Raw genomic sequence first — 17598 nt, 5'->3', positions numbered from 1 at the left:
TTTTTATATTCTTTGCACAATGTATTGATTTTCTATATTCTAGCAGATATATTGTAATGGGGGTGAATCATTATGAAAGTATTAATTATTGAAGACACTAAGACTTTAGCGCAGACCCTTGCTGATCTAGTTGAAGAAGCCGGAAATACTGCGGATATCGCTTTAGATGGAAACTGTGGTCTTGAATATGCAAGAAGTAACTTATACGATGCCATCGTTTTAGATGTTATGCTTCCGGGCATGAATGGATTCGAAATCTTAAATTGTATACGCAGTGAGAAAATTAAAACTCCTGTTATGATGCTAACAGCAAGAAGTGATCTCAAAGACCGCATCTATGGACTGGACAGCGGCGCTGACTATTATTTAACTAAGCCCTTTGAAACAGAAGAATTTTCCGCATGCCTTCGTGCCATTATGCGGCGTCAAAGTCCTATTATAACAGAAGACCTGCTATTTGATGATATTACACTCTCAACCTCACTGCATGAATTAAAATGCGGCACTAAGAGTATTAAATTAAATTCAAAAGAATATGAGCTTCTGCGCCTTCTTATTCTGAATCGCAACAATATACTTTCTAAAGATACTATTATAAATAAAGTTTGGGGTTATGATTCTGATGCAACATATAACAATTTGGAAGCATACGTCTCTTTTCTCCGTCGTAAACTCCATTTATTATCTTCAAGAGTTACTATTTGTATTGCAAGAAAAGTAGGTTATTATCTGGAAAGTAAATAAACTGTAATATGGTCCTTAAATATAAAGGAGACACATGATAAAAAAACTTCGTAAACAAATTATTGCAACTATTATGACTGTATTTTGTATTTTATTGTTTATTATACTTGTCAGTACATATTTTTCTACGAAACAGACTTTAGAGGGCAGCTGCTGGGATAAGCTTGAATCAGCAATTTATAAAACATATTCTAATAGATCTCCACTTATACAGGATACATCTCTACCTATTCTGGTCGTAACTGTTGATTATAAAAATAATATAAAACTACTGGTCAATGACATCGACTATCTTTCAACAGAAGATATTAACAGTCTTGTCCATGAGGTACTAACCAGTAAGTCAAAATCCTCTGTTATTGATGGGAATCTGAGATTTCTCCGGAAAAGCATTGGTATCTCTGATATACGGATCGCGATTGCCGATATTCAGACTGAACAGGCATTATTAAAAAAACAATTATGGCAATTAATTATAATTGCAGTCATATCAATTGTTACTTTTGGAATTTTAAGTATTATACTGTCTGACAAGTTAACAAAGCCTGTGCATAACACAATTCTTGCCCAAAAGGATTTTGTAGCCAATGCCTCTCATAAGCTTAAGACTCCATTAACAGTGATTCTCTCAAATACCGAAATGCTTTTGAACACAAAGGACAGCGCTGATAAAACGGATAGCAGTTCCATACAGAGATTAAATTTTATTCATAGTGAATCCTTAAGAATGAAGGAATTAATTGAACAACTTCTGATGCTGGCAAAACTTGATAGTTCCACTTTGCCAGTCCACAAGGAAAAGCTTGATTTCAGTTTCCTTGTATGCAATAGTGTTCTTACATATGAACCGTTTATATATGACCTCGGGAAAAAATTAGACTTTAATTATACAGAAAATATTATTGTACTGGGTAATGCAGAAAGCCTGAGACAGGTTATTGATATACTGCTCGACAATGCTATAAAATATTCCATGCCTGAAAGTACAATAAAAATTACTTTAACAGCCCAAAAACGTAACGTACTGCTTTCTGTTGAAAGCTATGGAACTCCTTTCAGTACCGATGATATGAAACGGATTTTTCAAAAGTTTTATAGAATCGGCACTGACTCTTCTGGTTACGGACTTGGACTATCAATTGCCCAGTCTATTGTAGAAGAACATAGTGGCAGAATATGGGCTGAGACCGATGGAATCTCTACTAATAAATTCATAGTAATGCTGGATTGTGATAACTGATCCTTAGAAAGAGTGTTCATAAACACTAAATAATTTCTTTACAAACTCTTCATTTTGACATCACAGTTTTATCACAAAAAAACGTTATCTTATATACATACAAAGCAGAGATGCTTTATTACATAGATTTTTCTTTTTCATTCCTTTTCTCCGCCGGAGCTTGAAGCCCCGGCTTTTTTATGTTCCTACGTTCCGCTTAACACCTATAACACTGCTTCACTATTCTCAACCAGAAATCCTTTTTTCCTCAGCATTTCCTCAATTATATCAAGTGTCTCCTCATTGTCAGCCTCGACTGTATGATAATGATAATTGGATGTAATATTTTTCAGAGGACTGGATTTGCCGCTTTTGATATCTTCCATAAACTCCATGACTTTACGCCTGGAATTGATATTCATTTCGGCTTCCATGTGACCGTAAACGTGATGATTGATCATAACATTTACGATCTTTCCGCCCAGGTCCACAATAGAGCACAGTTCATTTTCCAGCTCCTCATCCGTATGCCGGACCTTGAAGATTCTGGTGGCTGTGTGAGGTGTATTCAGGATATATCCACGGTTCGTGGAAATGATATCATAACCGGATGCACGGATCAGTGCGATATCCTGCACGATGACCTGGCGGCTCACTTCATAAGCCTGTGCCAGTGCCTTGCCCGAGACCGGAGCAAAGCTGTTTCTGATTCGGTTTACAATATCTTTCCTTCGTTCGAAACCCGTCAACATGGACGATTTCACCTTCCTTTCTGCGAATTTTTATTTGAATCTGAAATCTATTTTTAAACCGCATGAAGGTTTTTCAGAGAAATATCCAAAATCGGTGCGGAATGTGTCAGTGCGCCGCTGGAAACATAATCTACACCTAAAGAGGTAATCCGGCTGATATTTTCCTTTGTCACGTTCCCGGAACACTCTGTCTCGGCTCTGCCGTCAATGATACGGATTGCTTCCTGCATCTGCTCTGTGGTCATGTTATCCAGCATGATGATATCCGCGCCTGCCTCAACGGCTTCCTTTACCATATCCAGGTTCTCGACCTCTACCTCGATCTTGCGGACGAACGGTGCGTAATCTTTTGCCATCTGAACCGCCTTTGTCACGCTGCCTGCTGCCCCGATGTGGTTATCTTTTAAAAGAACGCCGTCTGACAGATTATATCTGTGGTTATAGCCGCCGCCCACGCGGACGGCATATTTCTCGAAAATACGCATGTTTGGGGTCGTCTTTCTTGTATCCAGGAGCTTCGTTTTGCTGCCTTCCAGAAGTGCTGCCACAGAATGTGTATAGGTGGCGATTCCACTCATTCTCTGAAGATAATTCAGAGCGACCCGTTCCCCGGACAGAAGCACCCGGATGTCGCCGATCACTTTTCCCATCAGCTGTCCGTTCTTCACTTCATCTCCGTCCTTACAGTAGAATTCAACCTCTGTGGTATCATCTAAAAGTTCGAAAACTCTTTTGAATACATCCAGACCTGCAATGATTCCATCCTGCTTGCAGATCAGCTCCACTTCACCCTTTACTGCTTCCTTCATGACAGAATTGGTGGTCACGTCCTCACTGGAAATATCCTCCTTCAATGCTTCTAAAATCAAGTGGTCTGCCTGTAATGTCATTGTGATTTTATTCATGATCTGATTCTCCTTTTTCTGATCTATATTCATTTACACTGGGGGGTGCCGCTGATTGCAGCCGCTGCACGTTTTGCAAATACAAGGCTCTCCAGCAGGGAATTACTTGCGAGACGGTTCGCCCCATGTACCCCGTTGCAGCTTGTCTCACCCACTGCATATAGGTGCTTCATGGAGGTCTTACTGTCTGAGTCCACCCAGATTCCTCCCATAAAATAGTGCTGGGCCGGAACTACGGGGATACATTCTTTCGTCACGTCATATCCCTCTTCCAGACAATGCTGATAAATATTCGGAAAATGACACATAATCGTTTCTTTGTCAATATGTTCCATGGACAGCCATACGTAATCCGTGCCGTCCTTTTCCATCTGCTCATGAATCGCCTGTGTCACCACGTCCCGGGGAAGCAGTTCATTGACGAACCGTTTCATATCCTTGTTGTACAGCACTGCGCCCTCGCCCCGGACAGATTCCGAGATCAGAAAACGCCTGCCAGGCTTTTTGGAATATAGGGTCGTGGGATGTATCTGGACATAATCCAGATTGTCTAATCGGACGCCATGTTTTTTAGAAATCTCAATGGCATCTCCTGTCAAATGCGGGAAATTCGTGGAATGCTTATACCGGCCTCCGATTCCACCGCTGGCCAGTACCGTATTGGCGGCCCAAATGGTTAATTCTTCTTCTTTGTCATCCTTCTTTGTCACTGCCATAATTCCTGCACATTGGCTGCCTTTTTCGATGATATCTATCATCGTAGTATATTCCATGATCGTGACATTATGAAGCCTTCTCACCTGTGCCAGCAGCTTGCTCGTAATCTCTTTTCCTGTAATGTCCTCGTGATATAATATCCGCGGCTTAGAGTGTGCGCCCTCGCGGGTATACACAAATTCCTCACCATTTTTTTCGAACTCGACACCATAACCCACCAGATCCTTGATGATGTCTGTGGAGCCCTTGATCATGATATCCACTGATTCTTCCCGGTTCTCATAATGTCCGGCTTTCATCGTATCTTCAAAATAACTATCATAATCCTCTTCGTCCCGCAGTACGCAGATTCCCCCCTGTGCAAGGAAAGAATCGCTGCTCTTTACATCTGACTTTGTAATCATCAGAATCTTATTTTCTCTCGGCAGGTTCAGTGCCGTAAACAGGCCGCCCACTCCGGTTCCAACGATTACAACATCTGTCTTTATTTCCATAACCAGTCTCACAGCCTTTCCTATTTTGCCAACTCCAGCATCTTCTCCAGAGGTTTTCTGGAATTCTCCCTCCGTGAATCAGACACATGGACCTCATTTTCCCCGGTCTTTAGCACATGCAGGATCTTCTCCAAGGTAATCGTCTTCATATCCTGACAGACTGGTTCCGTCTCTGTAAAGTAAAACTTCTTTCCAGGGTTGTCCTGCTCTAGTTTGTGGCGGACACCATTTTCCGTACAGATAATGAACTCCTGGCACTCACTTTTGACCGCATAATCGATAATACCGCTGGTGCTCCCTATGTAATCGGAAAGCTTAAGAACTGCCTTCGGACATTCTGGATGAGTCAGAATCTCTGCTTCCGGATGCATTTCCTTTGCGTGTAAAATCTCATCGATCCGCATCTGTTCATGTACCGGACAATACCCTTCATTGTATACAAAATGCTTCTCCGGCACCTGCTCTGCTACAAAATGGGCCAGATTTCGATCTGGAATAAAGAATATATTCTTATTCGGCAGTGCCTTCACAATTTTGACTGCATTTGCAGATGTTACACAGACATCAGAAAGTTCTTTCAGCTCGGCGGTGGAATTAATGTAACAAACAACCGCCAGATCATCATACTCAGCGCGGACTTTTTTGATTGTCTCCTCATCTGCCATATGTGCCATTGCACAGTCTGCAGACATATCCGGCATCAAGACTGTTTTCTCAGGATTCAGGATTTTTGCACTTTCGCCCATAAAAGAAACACCGCAGAACACAATCGTCTGTTCCTTGAGTCCCACAGCTACCTTGCTGAGATAAAAGGAATCCCCTATGTAATCGGCGATATCCTGTATTTCCGGGCTCACATAATAATGAGCAAGGATAACAGCATTCTTTTCCTTCTTTTGTGCATTAATTTCATCAATTATTGACATCTTCTTCACACCTCTCCCCGCCCCGGCGGATTTCACTTGCGGAAAAACTCCGCGGTAAATTTTCACCATTACACCGTGAATTCTGACGCTCATGGAACACCTTACTTAGAATTCCGGTATCTGTCTTAGCAGGCGTGAAAACGCCACGCCGACTGCGAGCATTATAGCACATAAGTTTACAGGTGACAAGACAGATGAATAGACTTTTGTGGATAGGCTTTTGTTTTGGAGTGAGCGGTATCTCAACTATTGATTCCGCCGCCTTTTTAAGCTTTCATAGCGGATGCATAGTATTCCTCCAATGATGCTGCATGCTGCAAGCAATAGAAATCCTTTCCTTAGACCCACACTTTCTGTCAGGCTGCCAAAGAGAAGTGGAAAAAGGACTGCGCCTAATCCGCACCCCGTAGACATGATGCCTGCTGCCAAGGCGGCTCTTTCCCGGTTATCTTCTGTGGCCATTCCCATAAGATTGGGCCAGAGTGTCCCCAAAAGAAGGCCGAGAAACGCAAACAGGATCAGACCGATCTGGGGATTTTCTGTAAATGCGATTCCAAGGAAAACCGGTGCCGATAAAATGAAACATACCGGAAGTAATATTTTTCTATAACGGTACAGTGCACCCGACGCAAGTCTGGCCGGCACCATAGACAGCCAGAATAACGAGACGGCCCATGCCGAGAGTGAGGCTCCTTTTAATTCAAGCTGCATATATGAATCAATATAGTAGCTCACCCCCACCTCCATTCCCCCGTATAAGAAGAAAGACACGACAAGCAGGAAGAAAATTGCCGGAAAACGTGTCTCGGTTTCATGCTGCCTCCTTCTTATATAAGCAGCATCCTTGCTGTGTTTTCTCTTTGCATCTTCCCCCTTGTCGTTCTTTTCCTTCACAAAAAACATACCTATCCACACGGCAAAAAATCCTGCTCCGCAAATCAAGAACAAGATATTCCAACCAGCTCCCATCACCTTGGCCCATGTAATCATATGGGGGCCTATGACTGCGCCGAGGCTGAATGCGCCCTGGACAAGATTCAGATATCTCCCAGCTCTATCCTGATACTGCTCCGTCAGAACTGCCGACACAAGACTCTCACATACACTGTAGCCGGAACCAATAATAAAAATACCAAGGACGAGCACAAGATAAGAATGTGTAAAAATAACAACCGTACACCCCGCAGAAAAAACAAGGCAGAAGATGTGGAGAATTCGAATCTTCCCCACACGTTCTGCCACGATTCCGAACAGGAACGGCATCATAATGATTGCGCTGTACTGTGCCGCTACCAGAGTTCCATTCTCAATCCCTGACAATCCGAAGTCCCCTGCAATTTCCAATAAAGACATTTGGAATCCACCGGATTCGACTCCCAAAAGGAACATCAATGTCAGGGATATGAGAAATGGTTTTACCCTCTTCATTTAAACGCTGTATCCGGCAACCGGATAGTAAGCCATATCTTTTCGTCTATCCAGCCGTCCATAAACGGCTACGACCGGAACATTACTGTTCAATACGACTGCGAACTGACCTGGTCCAATCTGATACTGCTCCTCCCCCAGCGGCTCATCCATCCGAAAACAGATGACGCGTTTTGCAGGCACATGCAGCAGAATTCCTTCCTTAGGGTCCTTCGAATCAAACAAAAGGTCCAGCCGGATTTTTGCGTCTTTTTCCCCAGAATTTACGACCATCAGAGCCTCATGTCCAAATGGCTCTTCCTCTCCTCTCGGTGGGAGATCACCGTCAGCAAATACCCATGTCTTTTTTCCGATTTCCATCTGAATCCCTCCTATTTTACATCTTCCTCGAACCATGCATCCAGTTCAGGACAAAGCGGTTCACATCCATTATCAGTAATTGTATATACAGTTTCGATTCTGGCTCCATGCAGGGTCGGGTGCCCGAAAAAGCTGATATCGACACAGACCGTCATGCCCGGTTCTAATATATCCTCCGAATTCGGCCCGTAGAACGGCGCTTCTGCCTCCATTAAACCAATCGTATGGGCAAATGGGCATACCAGATAGGGGAGAAGTCCCTCCTCCTCAAAAATCTCGCGGCCCGGCACATCGATCTCTTTTCCAGATACTCCAGGTCGCAGCATCGCCTTTGTGGCTCTGAGCACCTTCCGAAGCACATTGACCGCCCATTTCTGTTCCTTGGTATAGACACCGGACACCGGCACGGTCTCACCAAAGGTCCCCGCATATCCATTTACTCTCGGTGCGATTCCAAGCATGACCCATTCGCCTTCCTTAAGTTCTTTGTTAATCGCAGTCGGTACCACTGCATCAGATCGTTCGCCGCTGCCCACGATCGTCGCATATGCGAAACTATTTGCTCCGTTTCTGCGGCATACATACTCACCCACCGCTGCGATTTCATGCTCATAAGTCCCCGGCTTTACGAGTTCCTTCATCTCCTGATAAGCCAGATAGGACAATCTGGTAGCCTGTCTTACATTTTCCAACTCCCATCCTGACTTGTGGGAACGCAGTTCTTCATATTGCTCTGTAATATCTACCAATTCCACATCCTTGAATCCCTCTGCGAACTGTGTGTATACAGCGTGCGGAATAACGGTCGTTCCGACCACACCGATTCGTTTTAATGAAATTCCTTTTCCATGAAGCTCCTGATACAGCTTCTCAAAATCAATGATCGTCGCATTTGGATACTCCTCATCGGGAACCATGAACACGGTAAAGTTGCGGGTCTCTCTTACTGCACTGCTCATTTTTGCGAATGGCTCACTTTCCGGTCCCCCCAGCAGAATTGCCTCGCCTTCTGCCGGAAGGAAGACGGCTCCCTTCTCGAACTGCGGACACCAGCCAGTCAGATACCATCCATTCGCAATATTCAATTCATCGTAATAGATCAGAGCGGCATCCAGCTCATGCGCTTTCAGGATTGCCCTGACATTTCCCATTCTTTTGTTTGTTTCTTCCTGATTAAAATATGACATTATAGATCCTCTCTTTCTTTTCCCTGATTATAAAATACCAGCTCCATCGGCCATTCCTTTGTTCCTGTACCTTCTTCTATGTAGACAAATTCCTCCATCATATCACGCCATCTTCCATATACCTCGCTGCAGGCAAGGACTTTTTGTGTCTGTTCCTCATCCTCTGTCTCATAGTAAGCAAATAGTTTTTGTCCCAGATTCCAGATGGAGTAATTCTGGATTCCTGCCTCATTCAGCACCTCGCGCATTTGAGGCCATATGTTCTTATGCGCTTCCACATACCCCTCTCTGGCACCATCCTTCAATTGAAAATAGATTCCCGTCCTTTTCATTGTCTGATATTCATCCTCCTTAAAACCACATCCACCCCAATGATTCTACCCCAAGATAAACAGGTTTCTCCTGTCTGCGGTCCGGGTATAGTCTGTTCAGGATACATCTTTTCAGTTCATGGTAAGGAATCATACAGGATGCCGTTCCTGTTTCTGTAACTGGATTTACGTCAAAATAATTTTCCCGGATGATTTCGAACTCCCTTTCATTTTGCAGATACATTCTTCTTAGACAATCCTGCCTTTCCTCCTCTGTCTCTGCTTTTTCATACTTTAATGATTCCAGTGCCATATCATAGATGACCCTGCTGCGCATGACAGAGACCTTCCACTTCTTAAAATGCAGGGCAAATGCCGAGTTCCTCTTATCCAGACGCAGTGTTTCTATGATTCCATCCAGCTTTTGGATCAAAACTGGATAAACCTCGATTGCCTCCTGAATCCTGGGAATATCTCTTTCCTCCACCTTATTCTTGGCAAACGGGAACTCCAGCTCAAAGATATTCAACTGGCTCTCATGAATCGTGAACATCTGTGTCATTACAAAGTAAATATCATCGGCCAGCCCTCCAAATACAGCCTGAAGGGAATACCGGTAGAAATCTTCTGCAGCTTTTTCACCGCCCCAACTGTAATATGCATGAGCAAAAAAGGCCATAAAGAAGCCATACCACTCAAAAAGATATCCGTTGATTCCAGCCGCATGCATCTTCACGGAGCCTCTATGCTGTCTGATATCTTCATCGATATACTGCGTGATCGGTTCCTCCTCACACCGTAGCCCATTCCATTTGAAAGGACGAATCAAGCGCCCCAGTCCGGCTGCGAATCCAATCGCTTCGGTATCCCTTGCACGAATCCTGTCTCTTCCGAAAGCCCGTACCCATTTCTCGAATTCACTCTCCTCGACATACTGTCCCGGAGCCCAGAACAATACCACATCTTCTGGAATACTTGCCTTCATCTCCTCGATCAGCTCTTCTGAACGGACGAGCGGAGGCTGTCTCCATGCCCGAATGCCAATCGTAATGTCTGGTCTAGCCGCTTTTAATTCTTCATAGAGAATCTTTAAAAGCCAGGTATTCGCTGCATGCAGCGTCTCCTCCGGGGTCTTACATCCCTTCCAGAAGGTCTGTCTGCAGGTCTTGCAATTACAATACCAGTAGGCTTCCTCACTCTCCTCAAAATCAATTCCATCGAACCCCTGAGCAACGATATTTCGCATGCTCTGTTTTAAATACTGGATCGTCTTCTCATCACTCAGGCATAGGCTGTCAAAATCGTTGATAAAATGACTGTCCTTCGGCATCTTCATCCGCTGATCCGGGTGAGCATTCGAGTAGCCTCCACTATAGCTGTTCAGACCGATATAGGCAAAGAACTGAATTCCCAGTTTGTGTCCATACTCGATCAACTGCGGCAGGAATTCTTCCGCCAGATTGGGATGCATATACTCTACCTCCACCCAATTCTCACTCTCTGGATTCCATAATTTCATCTTAAGCCCGCGCAGCTCCGCCTCAGGATACTCCTTCATATGAAACGGCCAATATCCATAAAGGCACATATTAAGCTGATTCATTTTATAATCTGAACAGATATTAAGGAACTGTTTCCATTCCTCCAATCCCCATAGCTGCATATCAAACCCGAACCTGCCATACCCTGCATACCATGCGAAGGTCACCGATAGACTGCGGTATTTAATGGACGGCCAGTCCGCTGCTGTAATACACGGCAGACAGAAGCCTTCCCCCTCTTCCAAAAGCTGTTTCACTGTAGCCAGTGCGTATACCAAGCCCTCCTTCGTGTCTGTAAAAATCTGTATCTCTTCTTCTGAAATATCCAGCAGATACCCTTGTTTCTGAAATAGTCCGGCTTCCTCTTCTGGAACAGCCTTGGCAAGCCATGTCTGCTCCCCTAAAACCTCCTGAATCTCCCCCAGACTTCTCAGATGGATTCCAATGCCGTCTTTACTGCCTCCAAGCTCTTCATAATTCCATAGTTTCAGATGCAGTATCTCCTTTGCCTCCTCCAGAAAAGGGACCTCTCCGAACAGGAAAAAGCTGTAGAAGTTTTTGGAATATCCTCCCTTTTCCCTGATTTTCTTTACCTCCGGCATCATCTGCCTCATAGGTGCACCTCCTCTTCTATCTGATTTTCCTCTAAAATATCTTCCCATGTGATGGTCTGATCTATGGGATACATCTTTTTCTTCAGTCTCTGATACTCGATCTGTGCAAAATCATTGCTGCTAATTCCAGGTGTCATGGCAAAGATGAAGCGGTCTGAAATTTCTCTTAATCTTGGAAATAAATATCCCATCTTTATCACTATCACACGGTATTTATCAGGGTCTATTCCCATCTTCTTGAAATGCTTAGGTGTCGTAAATGCTGCCCTCGCATTCGTCAACACGATATCTGTATTACCACACCCTGCTAATACACCTTCACCGACCTCATCTCCGGCCCATCCATAGACAATTCCTTTTTTCTTTAAGACGACACTTAATTTTGTCTCTATTTCCTGTTTCCCAGCTTGACCACGGCACAGAACAATTTCTTTTTCTGTCCCGGGCTCTTGATCTAAAAATCCATTGACTGTGTCTGCATCCAGGATTCCACAGATCAGGACATTTTCCTGATTCCGTTCCAGATATTTCCGAAGCAGGAGCGTCCCTTCCCCGTTCGCTCCCGCCGTCGTATTATCCCCGGAATCTGTAACAAAAAGAACTCCCTCCTGGTTTTTTAAGGACTCCTCGACCGCCTGGTCTACGGGCAGTGCGTGATTAAGCTTTAGATTCTCCCTTCCATCCCAAAACATTTTTGCAAGCCGTAAGGCCGCCTCTCTGCTTTTCTGGACATTGAGCCCGGAGATTACAGCACAGTTGCCCGTATAAGAAGAGTCATACCAGGGCTGTCCGTTAAAGAAAGCACAGGAAATCATCTCTTCCTCCTTGTCCAGGCTCTCTAAATACTTCGTGATACTTAAAAATGGTTCTTTCTCTGTTGTTGCTGCATCCCCTCCTAAATATGGAACTCTGATGTATGCCAAGGAAGGGCATGACTGGTTTCGAATGCATTTCAGAAGAGACCTGGCCGCTCTTCTTTCTGTGTCGTCATGATCCACATGAGGAGCCGTCCGAAATCCTTGTACGGCATTCACATTCTGGAGAAATCCATCGGACAGGTTCGCATGGTAGTCCAGTGCGACCGATATCGGCAGCTTATCTCCAACGATCTTGCGAATCGCCTTTATGAGATACTCTTCTCCGCTTCCCAGGCCGTCGACATACATTGAGCCATGCAGATACAGATAGATTCCATCTGCATCTCTATTCTTTTCTATGAGTTCTGTGAAAATCTTCTTATAATATTCAAATGCTTCCCGTGATACCATCCCGCTGGGCAGGGCACTTGCATAGATCAGCGGAACGACCTGTGCCCCTGCTTCCCGGAATACAGGGGTAGCTGCCATTTTTTTTAGCAGCTCTTCCCCTTCAAATAATTCAAAATCCTCTCTCTTCGCCCTTTGTCTGCAAAACGTATTTGCTTCGCATTGAAATGAGCCTTCTAGTATCTTCATCTGCATCTTCCTTTACTGATTCATTGGGAGTGTCTTTTGCCCCTCTAAAAATATAAGTGCTTAATTGCCTGAGCGCAGATCCAGGAATTTCTCTGCCTCTTCTTTTGTGCTGACTGGCACATAATCTGCCAGGATTTCCTTCTTTGGCTCATTTCCATCCAGGATGCTGACCATTTCTTCTACTGCGAGTCTGCATTCCTCTTCACAATAATCCACTACGGTCGCTGCCATCTTTCCATCAATGACTGCCTGAAGGGACTCTGCATCTCCGTCGATCCCGACAATCTTGATTTCTGTCCTGTTGGCAGCCTGGCATGCATTCAATGCACCTAATGCCATCTGGTCATTGTGGGCTACGATTGCATCGATTTCTCCTGCCGGATATTTTGCCAGCCATGCTTCTGTTACAGCCATAGCCTTATCCTTTGAAAATTCACCAGACTGGGATTCTACCAGCTCGATGTCTGGATATTTCTTTAATTCTTCGGCAATCCCAGCTCCTCTGTTGATCTGTGCGGTATGGCCGATGACACCCTGGATTTCGAATAATTTTCCCTTTTTATCTATAGAATCTGCAATGAGATCCATCGCCATAATACCGGAGGATTTTACATCGGTCCCCACGAAGGTCGCATAGTCCTCATTTTCTGTATAAGAGATAAATTCAACCAACGGAATTCCCGCATTCTTGCACGCCTCCACTGCAGAAGAGCTTCCTTCAAAGCTTAAGCAGTTCAAAAGAATGCCATCCACGCCCTGCGCGATCATCGTATCGACATCACTTAGCTGTTTCTCTACGGAATCTTCGCTATCCACCATGACAAGCTCAACATTGTCCATGTCATCATCCAGTTTATTGAGAGCATTTACCATATTCTTAATGAATTCATACTTCCAGGCCTGTGTGGAGACTCCGATCTTATACACCTTCTGATCCTTTGAGCCGCTGTCTTTACTCTGGTCATCTGTCTTTTTTGTGTCATCTCCGCTCTTTGCGGAATCCTTGGAACCTCCGCATCCGGCTAACATTGTCATAACCATTGCTGCACAAAGCAGCAGACTTAATAATCTCTTTTTCATAATACAGCTCTCCTTTTCTAATTCTTCTTTGTTTTCATGTCCAGTAACACTGCGACGGCAATGATGATGCCCTTGATAATCTGCTGATAGTAGGACGACACTCCCATAAGAATCAGTCCATTATTGAGAACTCCGATTATCAACGCGCCAATAATTGTTCCGCCTATCTTGCCAACACCGCCTGTCATACTCGTTCCGCCTACTATGACAGCCGTGATCGCATCCATCTCGTAGCCTGTCGCTGCCGTGGGCTGACCGGATGTGATTCTTCCGGCAAGCACGATCCCTGCGATTCCACACAACAGGCCGTTCAAAACATAGGTACAAAATTTTACCCTTGCCGCATTAATACCAGATGCAATAGCGGCATTCTCATTTCCGCCGACAGCATAGATATGACGGCCGTATTTGGTTTTATATAAAATGATCCCGATGACAATTGCCACGATAAAAATCACTAATACCGGGGTCGGAATACTTAAGCCTCCCGTCTTATTTGGGTCCCACAGATACCCATTGCCAAGCTTGATGTAGGACTCATTTGAGATGGTATGGGGAACGCCGTCCGCGATCAGAAGTGCGATTCCCTTGGCAATTGACATGGTGGACAGAGATGCGATAAAAGGAGCGATTCTCATCTTAGCGACCAGAAAGCCTGTCCACATGCTCATAATGGCTGCAGCAACAATGCCGGATAGAACGGCCGGTATGAACAGGTCTGGATTCTTCTCCAGGATCATTGCTGAAACAACACCTGCAATTGCTGCCAGAGGTCCAATAGAGAGATCGATACCTCCTGTAATAATGACTAATGTCATCCCGATTGCAAGGATACCGTTCGTTGATATCTGCCGGAAAACACCTATAATATTTGACATTGTTAAGAATGTCGGAGAGGCAACCGCAAATGCGATACACATCAGAAGGAAGATTCCCATGAGTGCATAACTTCTTAAATACAAGGCGATATTCTCATTACTCAGTACTGCTTTTTTATTGTTCATTGTTCACATACTCCTTCCCACTTAAAGCACAGGCCAGTATTTCATCCTGTGAATACTCTCCGTACCGGAATTCTCCTTTGATTTTTCCTTCTCCCATTACCATGATTCTGTCACTCATCCCCATCACTTCTGGAAGCTCGGAAGAAATCATGACAATTGCCATCCCTTGTTTTGCGAACTCACACATCAAGGAGTGAATCTCTGCCTTAGCCCCTACGTCGATTCCTCTTGTCGGCTCGTCCAGGACCAGAATCTTCGGCTCCTGCATCAGCCATTTCGAAAGCACGACCTTCTGTTGATTGCCGCCTGACAGGTTGCCGGCCAGTTGGCTCATACTGCTCATCTTGACAGAAATCTTTTCCGCTATACTCTTACATTCCTTTTCTTCCTTCCTGCCGTCCAGGAATAATTTTTTCTTAAAGTGATCCAGATTCGGAAGTGCAATATTTTCCCGTATGGACCTGCATAATACCAGTCCATACTCTTTTCTATCCTCTGTCACCATAGCGATACCTGCCTCAATGGCCTGGTGGGGATTTTTGATATGGACTGTTTTGCCTTCTACGACAATTTCTCCACTGTCATAAGGGTCCATCCCAAAGATACTTTTGAAGATTTCACTCCTTCCGGCACCCACTAGACCATAAAACCCAAGAATCTCCCCTCTCCTTACATGAAATGTGATATCCGAAAAGCGGCGGGAATTTAAGTTCTTGACCTCCAACAGAGGTTCTTTTATCTCTATGGATACTTTCGGAAAGATATTGGAAAGTTCGCGTCCCACCATCATATGTATCAACGCATTCTTATCAATTTCATCAATCCTCTTTGTATCTATAAATTTGCCATCCCTCATGACTGTCACCGTATCGGCAATCTCAAATATTTCTTCCATACGATGTGAAATATAAACGACCGAAACCTGTTCCTTTTTTAATTCCATGATTTTTCCGAACAAGACGCGGATCTCATCGTCTGTCAGGGAAGAGGTCGGTTCATCCATAACGATCAGCTTCGCCCCCGAGGATACGGCCTTCACGATTTCTATCATCTGCATCTTCGCAATAGACAGACCTCGCATCTTTGCCCCCGGCTTCACGTCGAGCTGAAACTTTTCCAAAAGTACCTTTGCCTCTTCTTCCCCCTTCTTCTTATCCACAATAAAGCTTTTTCCTCTTGTGAACTCTCTCCCAAGAAATATGTTCTCTGCCACGGTCATATCCCTTACAGGATTCAGCTCCTGATAAATCATGGCGATTCCCTTCTTCAATGCCGCTGCTGGATTTTCCACGTGGATTTCTTCCCCATCGAACCATATCTGTCCCTTGTCTGGCTCCAGAAGACCGTTCAATACTTTCATCAGTGTAGATTTGCCAGCCCCATTTTCCCCCATCAGTGCATGGATCTCTCCCCTTTTCACAGTAATCGCAGCTTCATCCAATGCTTTGACTCCTGGGAATGTTTTACAGATTCCCTCCATCCTCAATAGCTCTTCTTGCAAACTTCTCACCTCATTTTCCTTTCTTTTCCATATTTCTGTAAACGTTTACAGAAAATGTTAAATTTTTTTGCTGGAAGATATTTATGGCAAAGCCCCCCATAAATACCCTCCAGCACTTGTTCAGTTCACTTTTTTTACACTCTGACCTACTACAATAGATGGCCTCAAAAGTATCTGCTGCGGTATCCGCTGTTCTTCATCCTTCTCCTCCAGCCGTCTGAGGAGAAGTTCTCCCACTCTGCTTCCAATCAGATTCTCTGGCTGACGCACTGTCGTGATGCTCGGACTGATCAGTTGTGCCTTATCCTGTACATCAAAACCGACCAGTGAAATGTCATCTGGAACACGAAGACCATACTCCCGAATCGCTTTGATCGCTCCGAATGTCATCTTCTCAGATGTGACATAAACAGATGTGAAGGGATGCTCCTTAATGTTCTGAATCAGCTTTTCCATACATCTGAATCCGTCATTCTCCTTATAATTCCCATACTGGATCAAATACTCATCCACAGGGATTCCCTGTTTTTCAAGCGCCTTGAGATACCCCTCGCGCCTTGCAAATCCTGTAGTCTCTTTCACCGATCCAATGATCGTAGCGATCCGCCTGTGTCCCTGCTCTAATAAGTAATCGATCGCCATGCTGCTGGCCTGCACATTGTCAATGGTAACGGAGTCGATTCCTTCCAGCTCTGGTATATTATCAATAAAAATCACCGGGAGACTGGGAAGATATTTCTTAACATTACAACCTGATAAATCTACTGTGGCAAATACGAGTGCATCGATCCGCTTCTGCTGTAGGAGCGCAAGATATTTTTCCTCATTCTCTTTCTTCTCGTTCGTATCGGCTACGATGATCGTATACCCCTTCGGGGAAACGATCTGATCGATTCCTTTGATGATCTCGCCGAAAAATGCCTCACAGATATCCGGCAGTATGACTGCTATTGTCTTCGTAGACTGAAGCTTTAAGGAGCGTGCGACCTCATTGGGAACATAATTATATTCTTCCAATGCCTCAAGTACTCTCTTTCTTGTCTCTTCCTTCACATATTCTTTATTGTTGACCGCCCTCGATACCGTTGCTACTGATAGATTCAACTTCTTGGCGATATCCTTTAACGTGCTGGATTTCATAGCTTCCTCCTCTTGCAAACGTTTTCTGATAACGTTTACATTTTGAGACTAACACCTTTTGTTTTATCTGTCAATATGTTTGATAAATCCTCATTTTTTTTGTAAGATTTAGACAAATTCATGTTGTGATTTTCTGTTATTTTTCTTGTATCACTATGATTGTAGTTTTTTAATATTGAAAAAACCCAGGCAGAAGCCTGGGCCTTTGTAATTTCTCTAAA

At 44.3% G+C, this 17598-nt stretch carries 16 protein-coding genes; 2 read left to right on the top strand and 14 right to left on the bottom strand.

Annotated elements, in window-relative coordinates:
* The first annotated feature begins 72 nt into the window (after positions 1-72).
* The gene (locus HGO97_RS12655; protein ID WP_216242186.1) at positions 73-744 is read left to right on the top strand and encodes a response regulator transcription factor; all 672 of its coding nucleotides are present in this window, start codon (positions 73-75) and stop codon (positions 742-744) included.
* A 34-nt stretch (positions 745-778) separates the two neighbouring features.
* A complete protein-coding gene (locus HGO97_RS12650) occupies positions 779-1984 on the top strand; it encodes a sensor histidine kinase (RefSeq protein WP_216242184.1) in 1206 nt (401 codons plus the stop codon).
* A 203-nt stretch (positions 1985-2187) separates the two neighbouring features.
* On the opposite strand, the gene HGO97_RS12645 is transcribed toward HGO97_RS12650, so the two are convergent.
* The 14 genes from HGO97_RS12645 to HGO97_RS12580 all read right to left on the bottom strand — a co-directional run bounded on the left by HGO97_RS12645 (position 2188) and on the right by HGO97_RS12580 (position 17377).
* Positions 2188-2712, bottom strand: a complete 525-nt coding sequence (locus tag HGO97_RS12645) for a transcription repressor NadR (RefSeq protein WP_216242237.1) — start codon at positions 2710-2712, stop codon at positions 2188-2190.
* Positions 2713-2768: 56 nt separating this feature from the next.
* On the bottom strand, positions 2769-3620 hold the full coding sequence (gene nadC / locus HGO97_RS12640; RefSeq protein WP_216242182.1) for a carboxylating nicotinate-nucleotide diphosphorylase: 852 nt from the start codon (positions 3618-3620) through the stop codon (positions 2769-2771).
* A gap of 29 nt (positions 3621-3649) precedes the next feature.
* The gene (locus HGO97_RS12635) at positions 3650-4831 is read right to left on the bottom strand and encodes an L-aspartate oxidase (RefSeq protein ID WP_216242180.1); all 1182 of its coding nucleotides are present in this window, start codon (positions 4829-4831) and stop codon (positions 3650-3652) included.
* A gap of 20 nt (positions 4832-4851) precedes the next feature.
* Positions 4852-5757, bottom strand: a complete 906-nt coding sequence (gene nadA / locus HGO97_RS12630; protein WP_216242178.1) for a quinolinate synthase NadA — start codon at positions 5755-5757, stop codon at positions 4852-4854.
* Between the two features lie 246 nt (positions 5758-6003).
* Positions 6004-7185: an MFS transporter gene (locus HGO97_RS12625; RefSeq protein ID WP_216242175.1), complete on the bottom strand. Its 1182-nt coding sequence runs from the start codon at positions 7183-7185 to the stop codon at positions 6004-6006.
* On the bottom strand, positions 7186-7545 hold the full coding sequence (locus HGO97_RS12620; RefSeq protein WP_216242173.1) for a sensory rhodopsin transducer: 360 nt from the start codon (positions 7543-7545) through the stop codon (positions 7186-7188).
* Between the two features lie 11 nt (positions 7546-7556).
* Positions 7557-8732, bottom strand: a complete 1176-nt coding sequence (locus HGO97_RS12615; protein ID WP_216242170.1) for a M24 family metallopeptidase — start codon at positions 8730-8732, stop codon at positions 7557-7559.
* Positions 8732-9064, bottom strand: coding sequence for an L-rhamnose mutarotase (locus HGO97_RS12610; RefSeq protein WP_216242168.1), 333 nt, complete (start codon positions 9062-9064; stop codon positions 8732-8734). The genes HGO97_RS12615 and HGO97_RS12610 overlap by 1 nt, the downstream gene beginning before the upstream one ends.
* Positions 9065-9083: 19 nt before the next feature.
* Positions 9084-11198, bottom strand: coding sequence for a glycoside hydrolase family 20 zincin-like fold domain-containing protein (locus HGO97_RS12605; protein WP_216242166.1), 2115 nt, complete (start codon positions 11196-11198; stop codon positions 9084-9086).
* A complete protein-coding gene (locus HGO97_RS12600; protein WP_216242165.1) occupies positions 11195-12652 on the bottom strand; it encodes a M81 family metallopeptidase in 1458 nt (485 codons plus the stop codon). Before HGO97_RS12600 ends, HGO97_RS12605 begins: the two co-directional genes overlap by 4 nt.
* 60 nt (positions 12653-12712) lie before the next feature.
* Positions 12713-13732: a substrate-binding domain-containing protein gene (locus HGO97_RS12595; RefSeq protein WP_216242162.1), complete on the bottom strand. Its 1020-nt coding sequence runs from the start codon at positions 13730-13732 to the stop codon at positions 12713-12715.
* A 17-nt stretch (positions 13733-13749) separates the two neighbouring features.
* Positions 13750-14736 carry an ABC transporter permease gene (locus tag HGO97_RS12590; protein WP_216242161.1) on the bottom strand — a complete coding sequence of 329 codons (987 nt, stop codon included), beginning with the start codon at positions 14734-14736 and terminating at the stop codon, positions 13750-13752.
* A complete protein-coding gene (locus HGO97_RS12585) occupies positions 14726-16246 on the bottom strand; it encodes a sugar ABC transporter ATP-binding protein (protein ID WP_330654251.1) in 1521 nt (506 codons plus the stop codon). Before HGO97_RS12585 ends, HGO97_RS12590 begins: the two co-directional genes overlap by 11 nt.
* 111 nt (positions 16247-16357) lie before the next feature.
* On the bottom strand, positions 16358-17377 hold the full coding sequence (locus HGO97_RS12580; RefSeq protein WP_216242159.1) for a LacI family DNA-binding transcriptional regulator: 1020 nt from the start codon (positions 17375-17377) through the stop codon (positions 16358-16360).
* Between the last annotated feature and the right edge of the window lie 221 nt (positions 17378-17598).

The sequence above is a fragment of the Faecalicatena faecalis genome (genome assembly GCF_012524165.2).
Classification (GTDB): Bacteria; Bacillota; Clostridia; order Lachnospirales; family Lachnospiraceae; genus Faecalicatena_A; species Faecalicatena_A faecalis.
The sequence above is the reverse complement of the archived record's forward strand: the minus strand, read 5'-3'. Positions and strand labels throughout refer to the sequence as shown.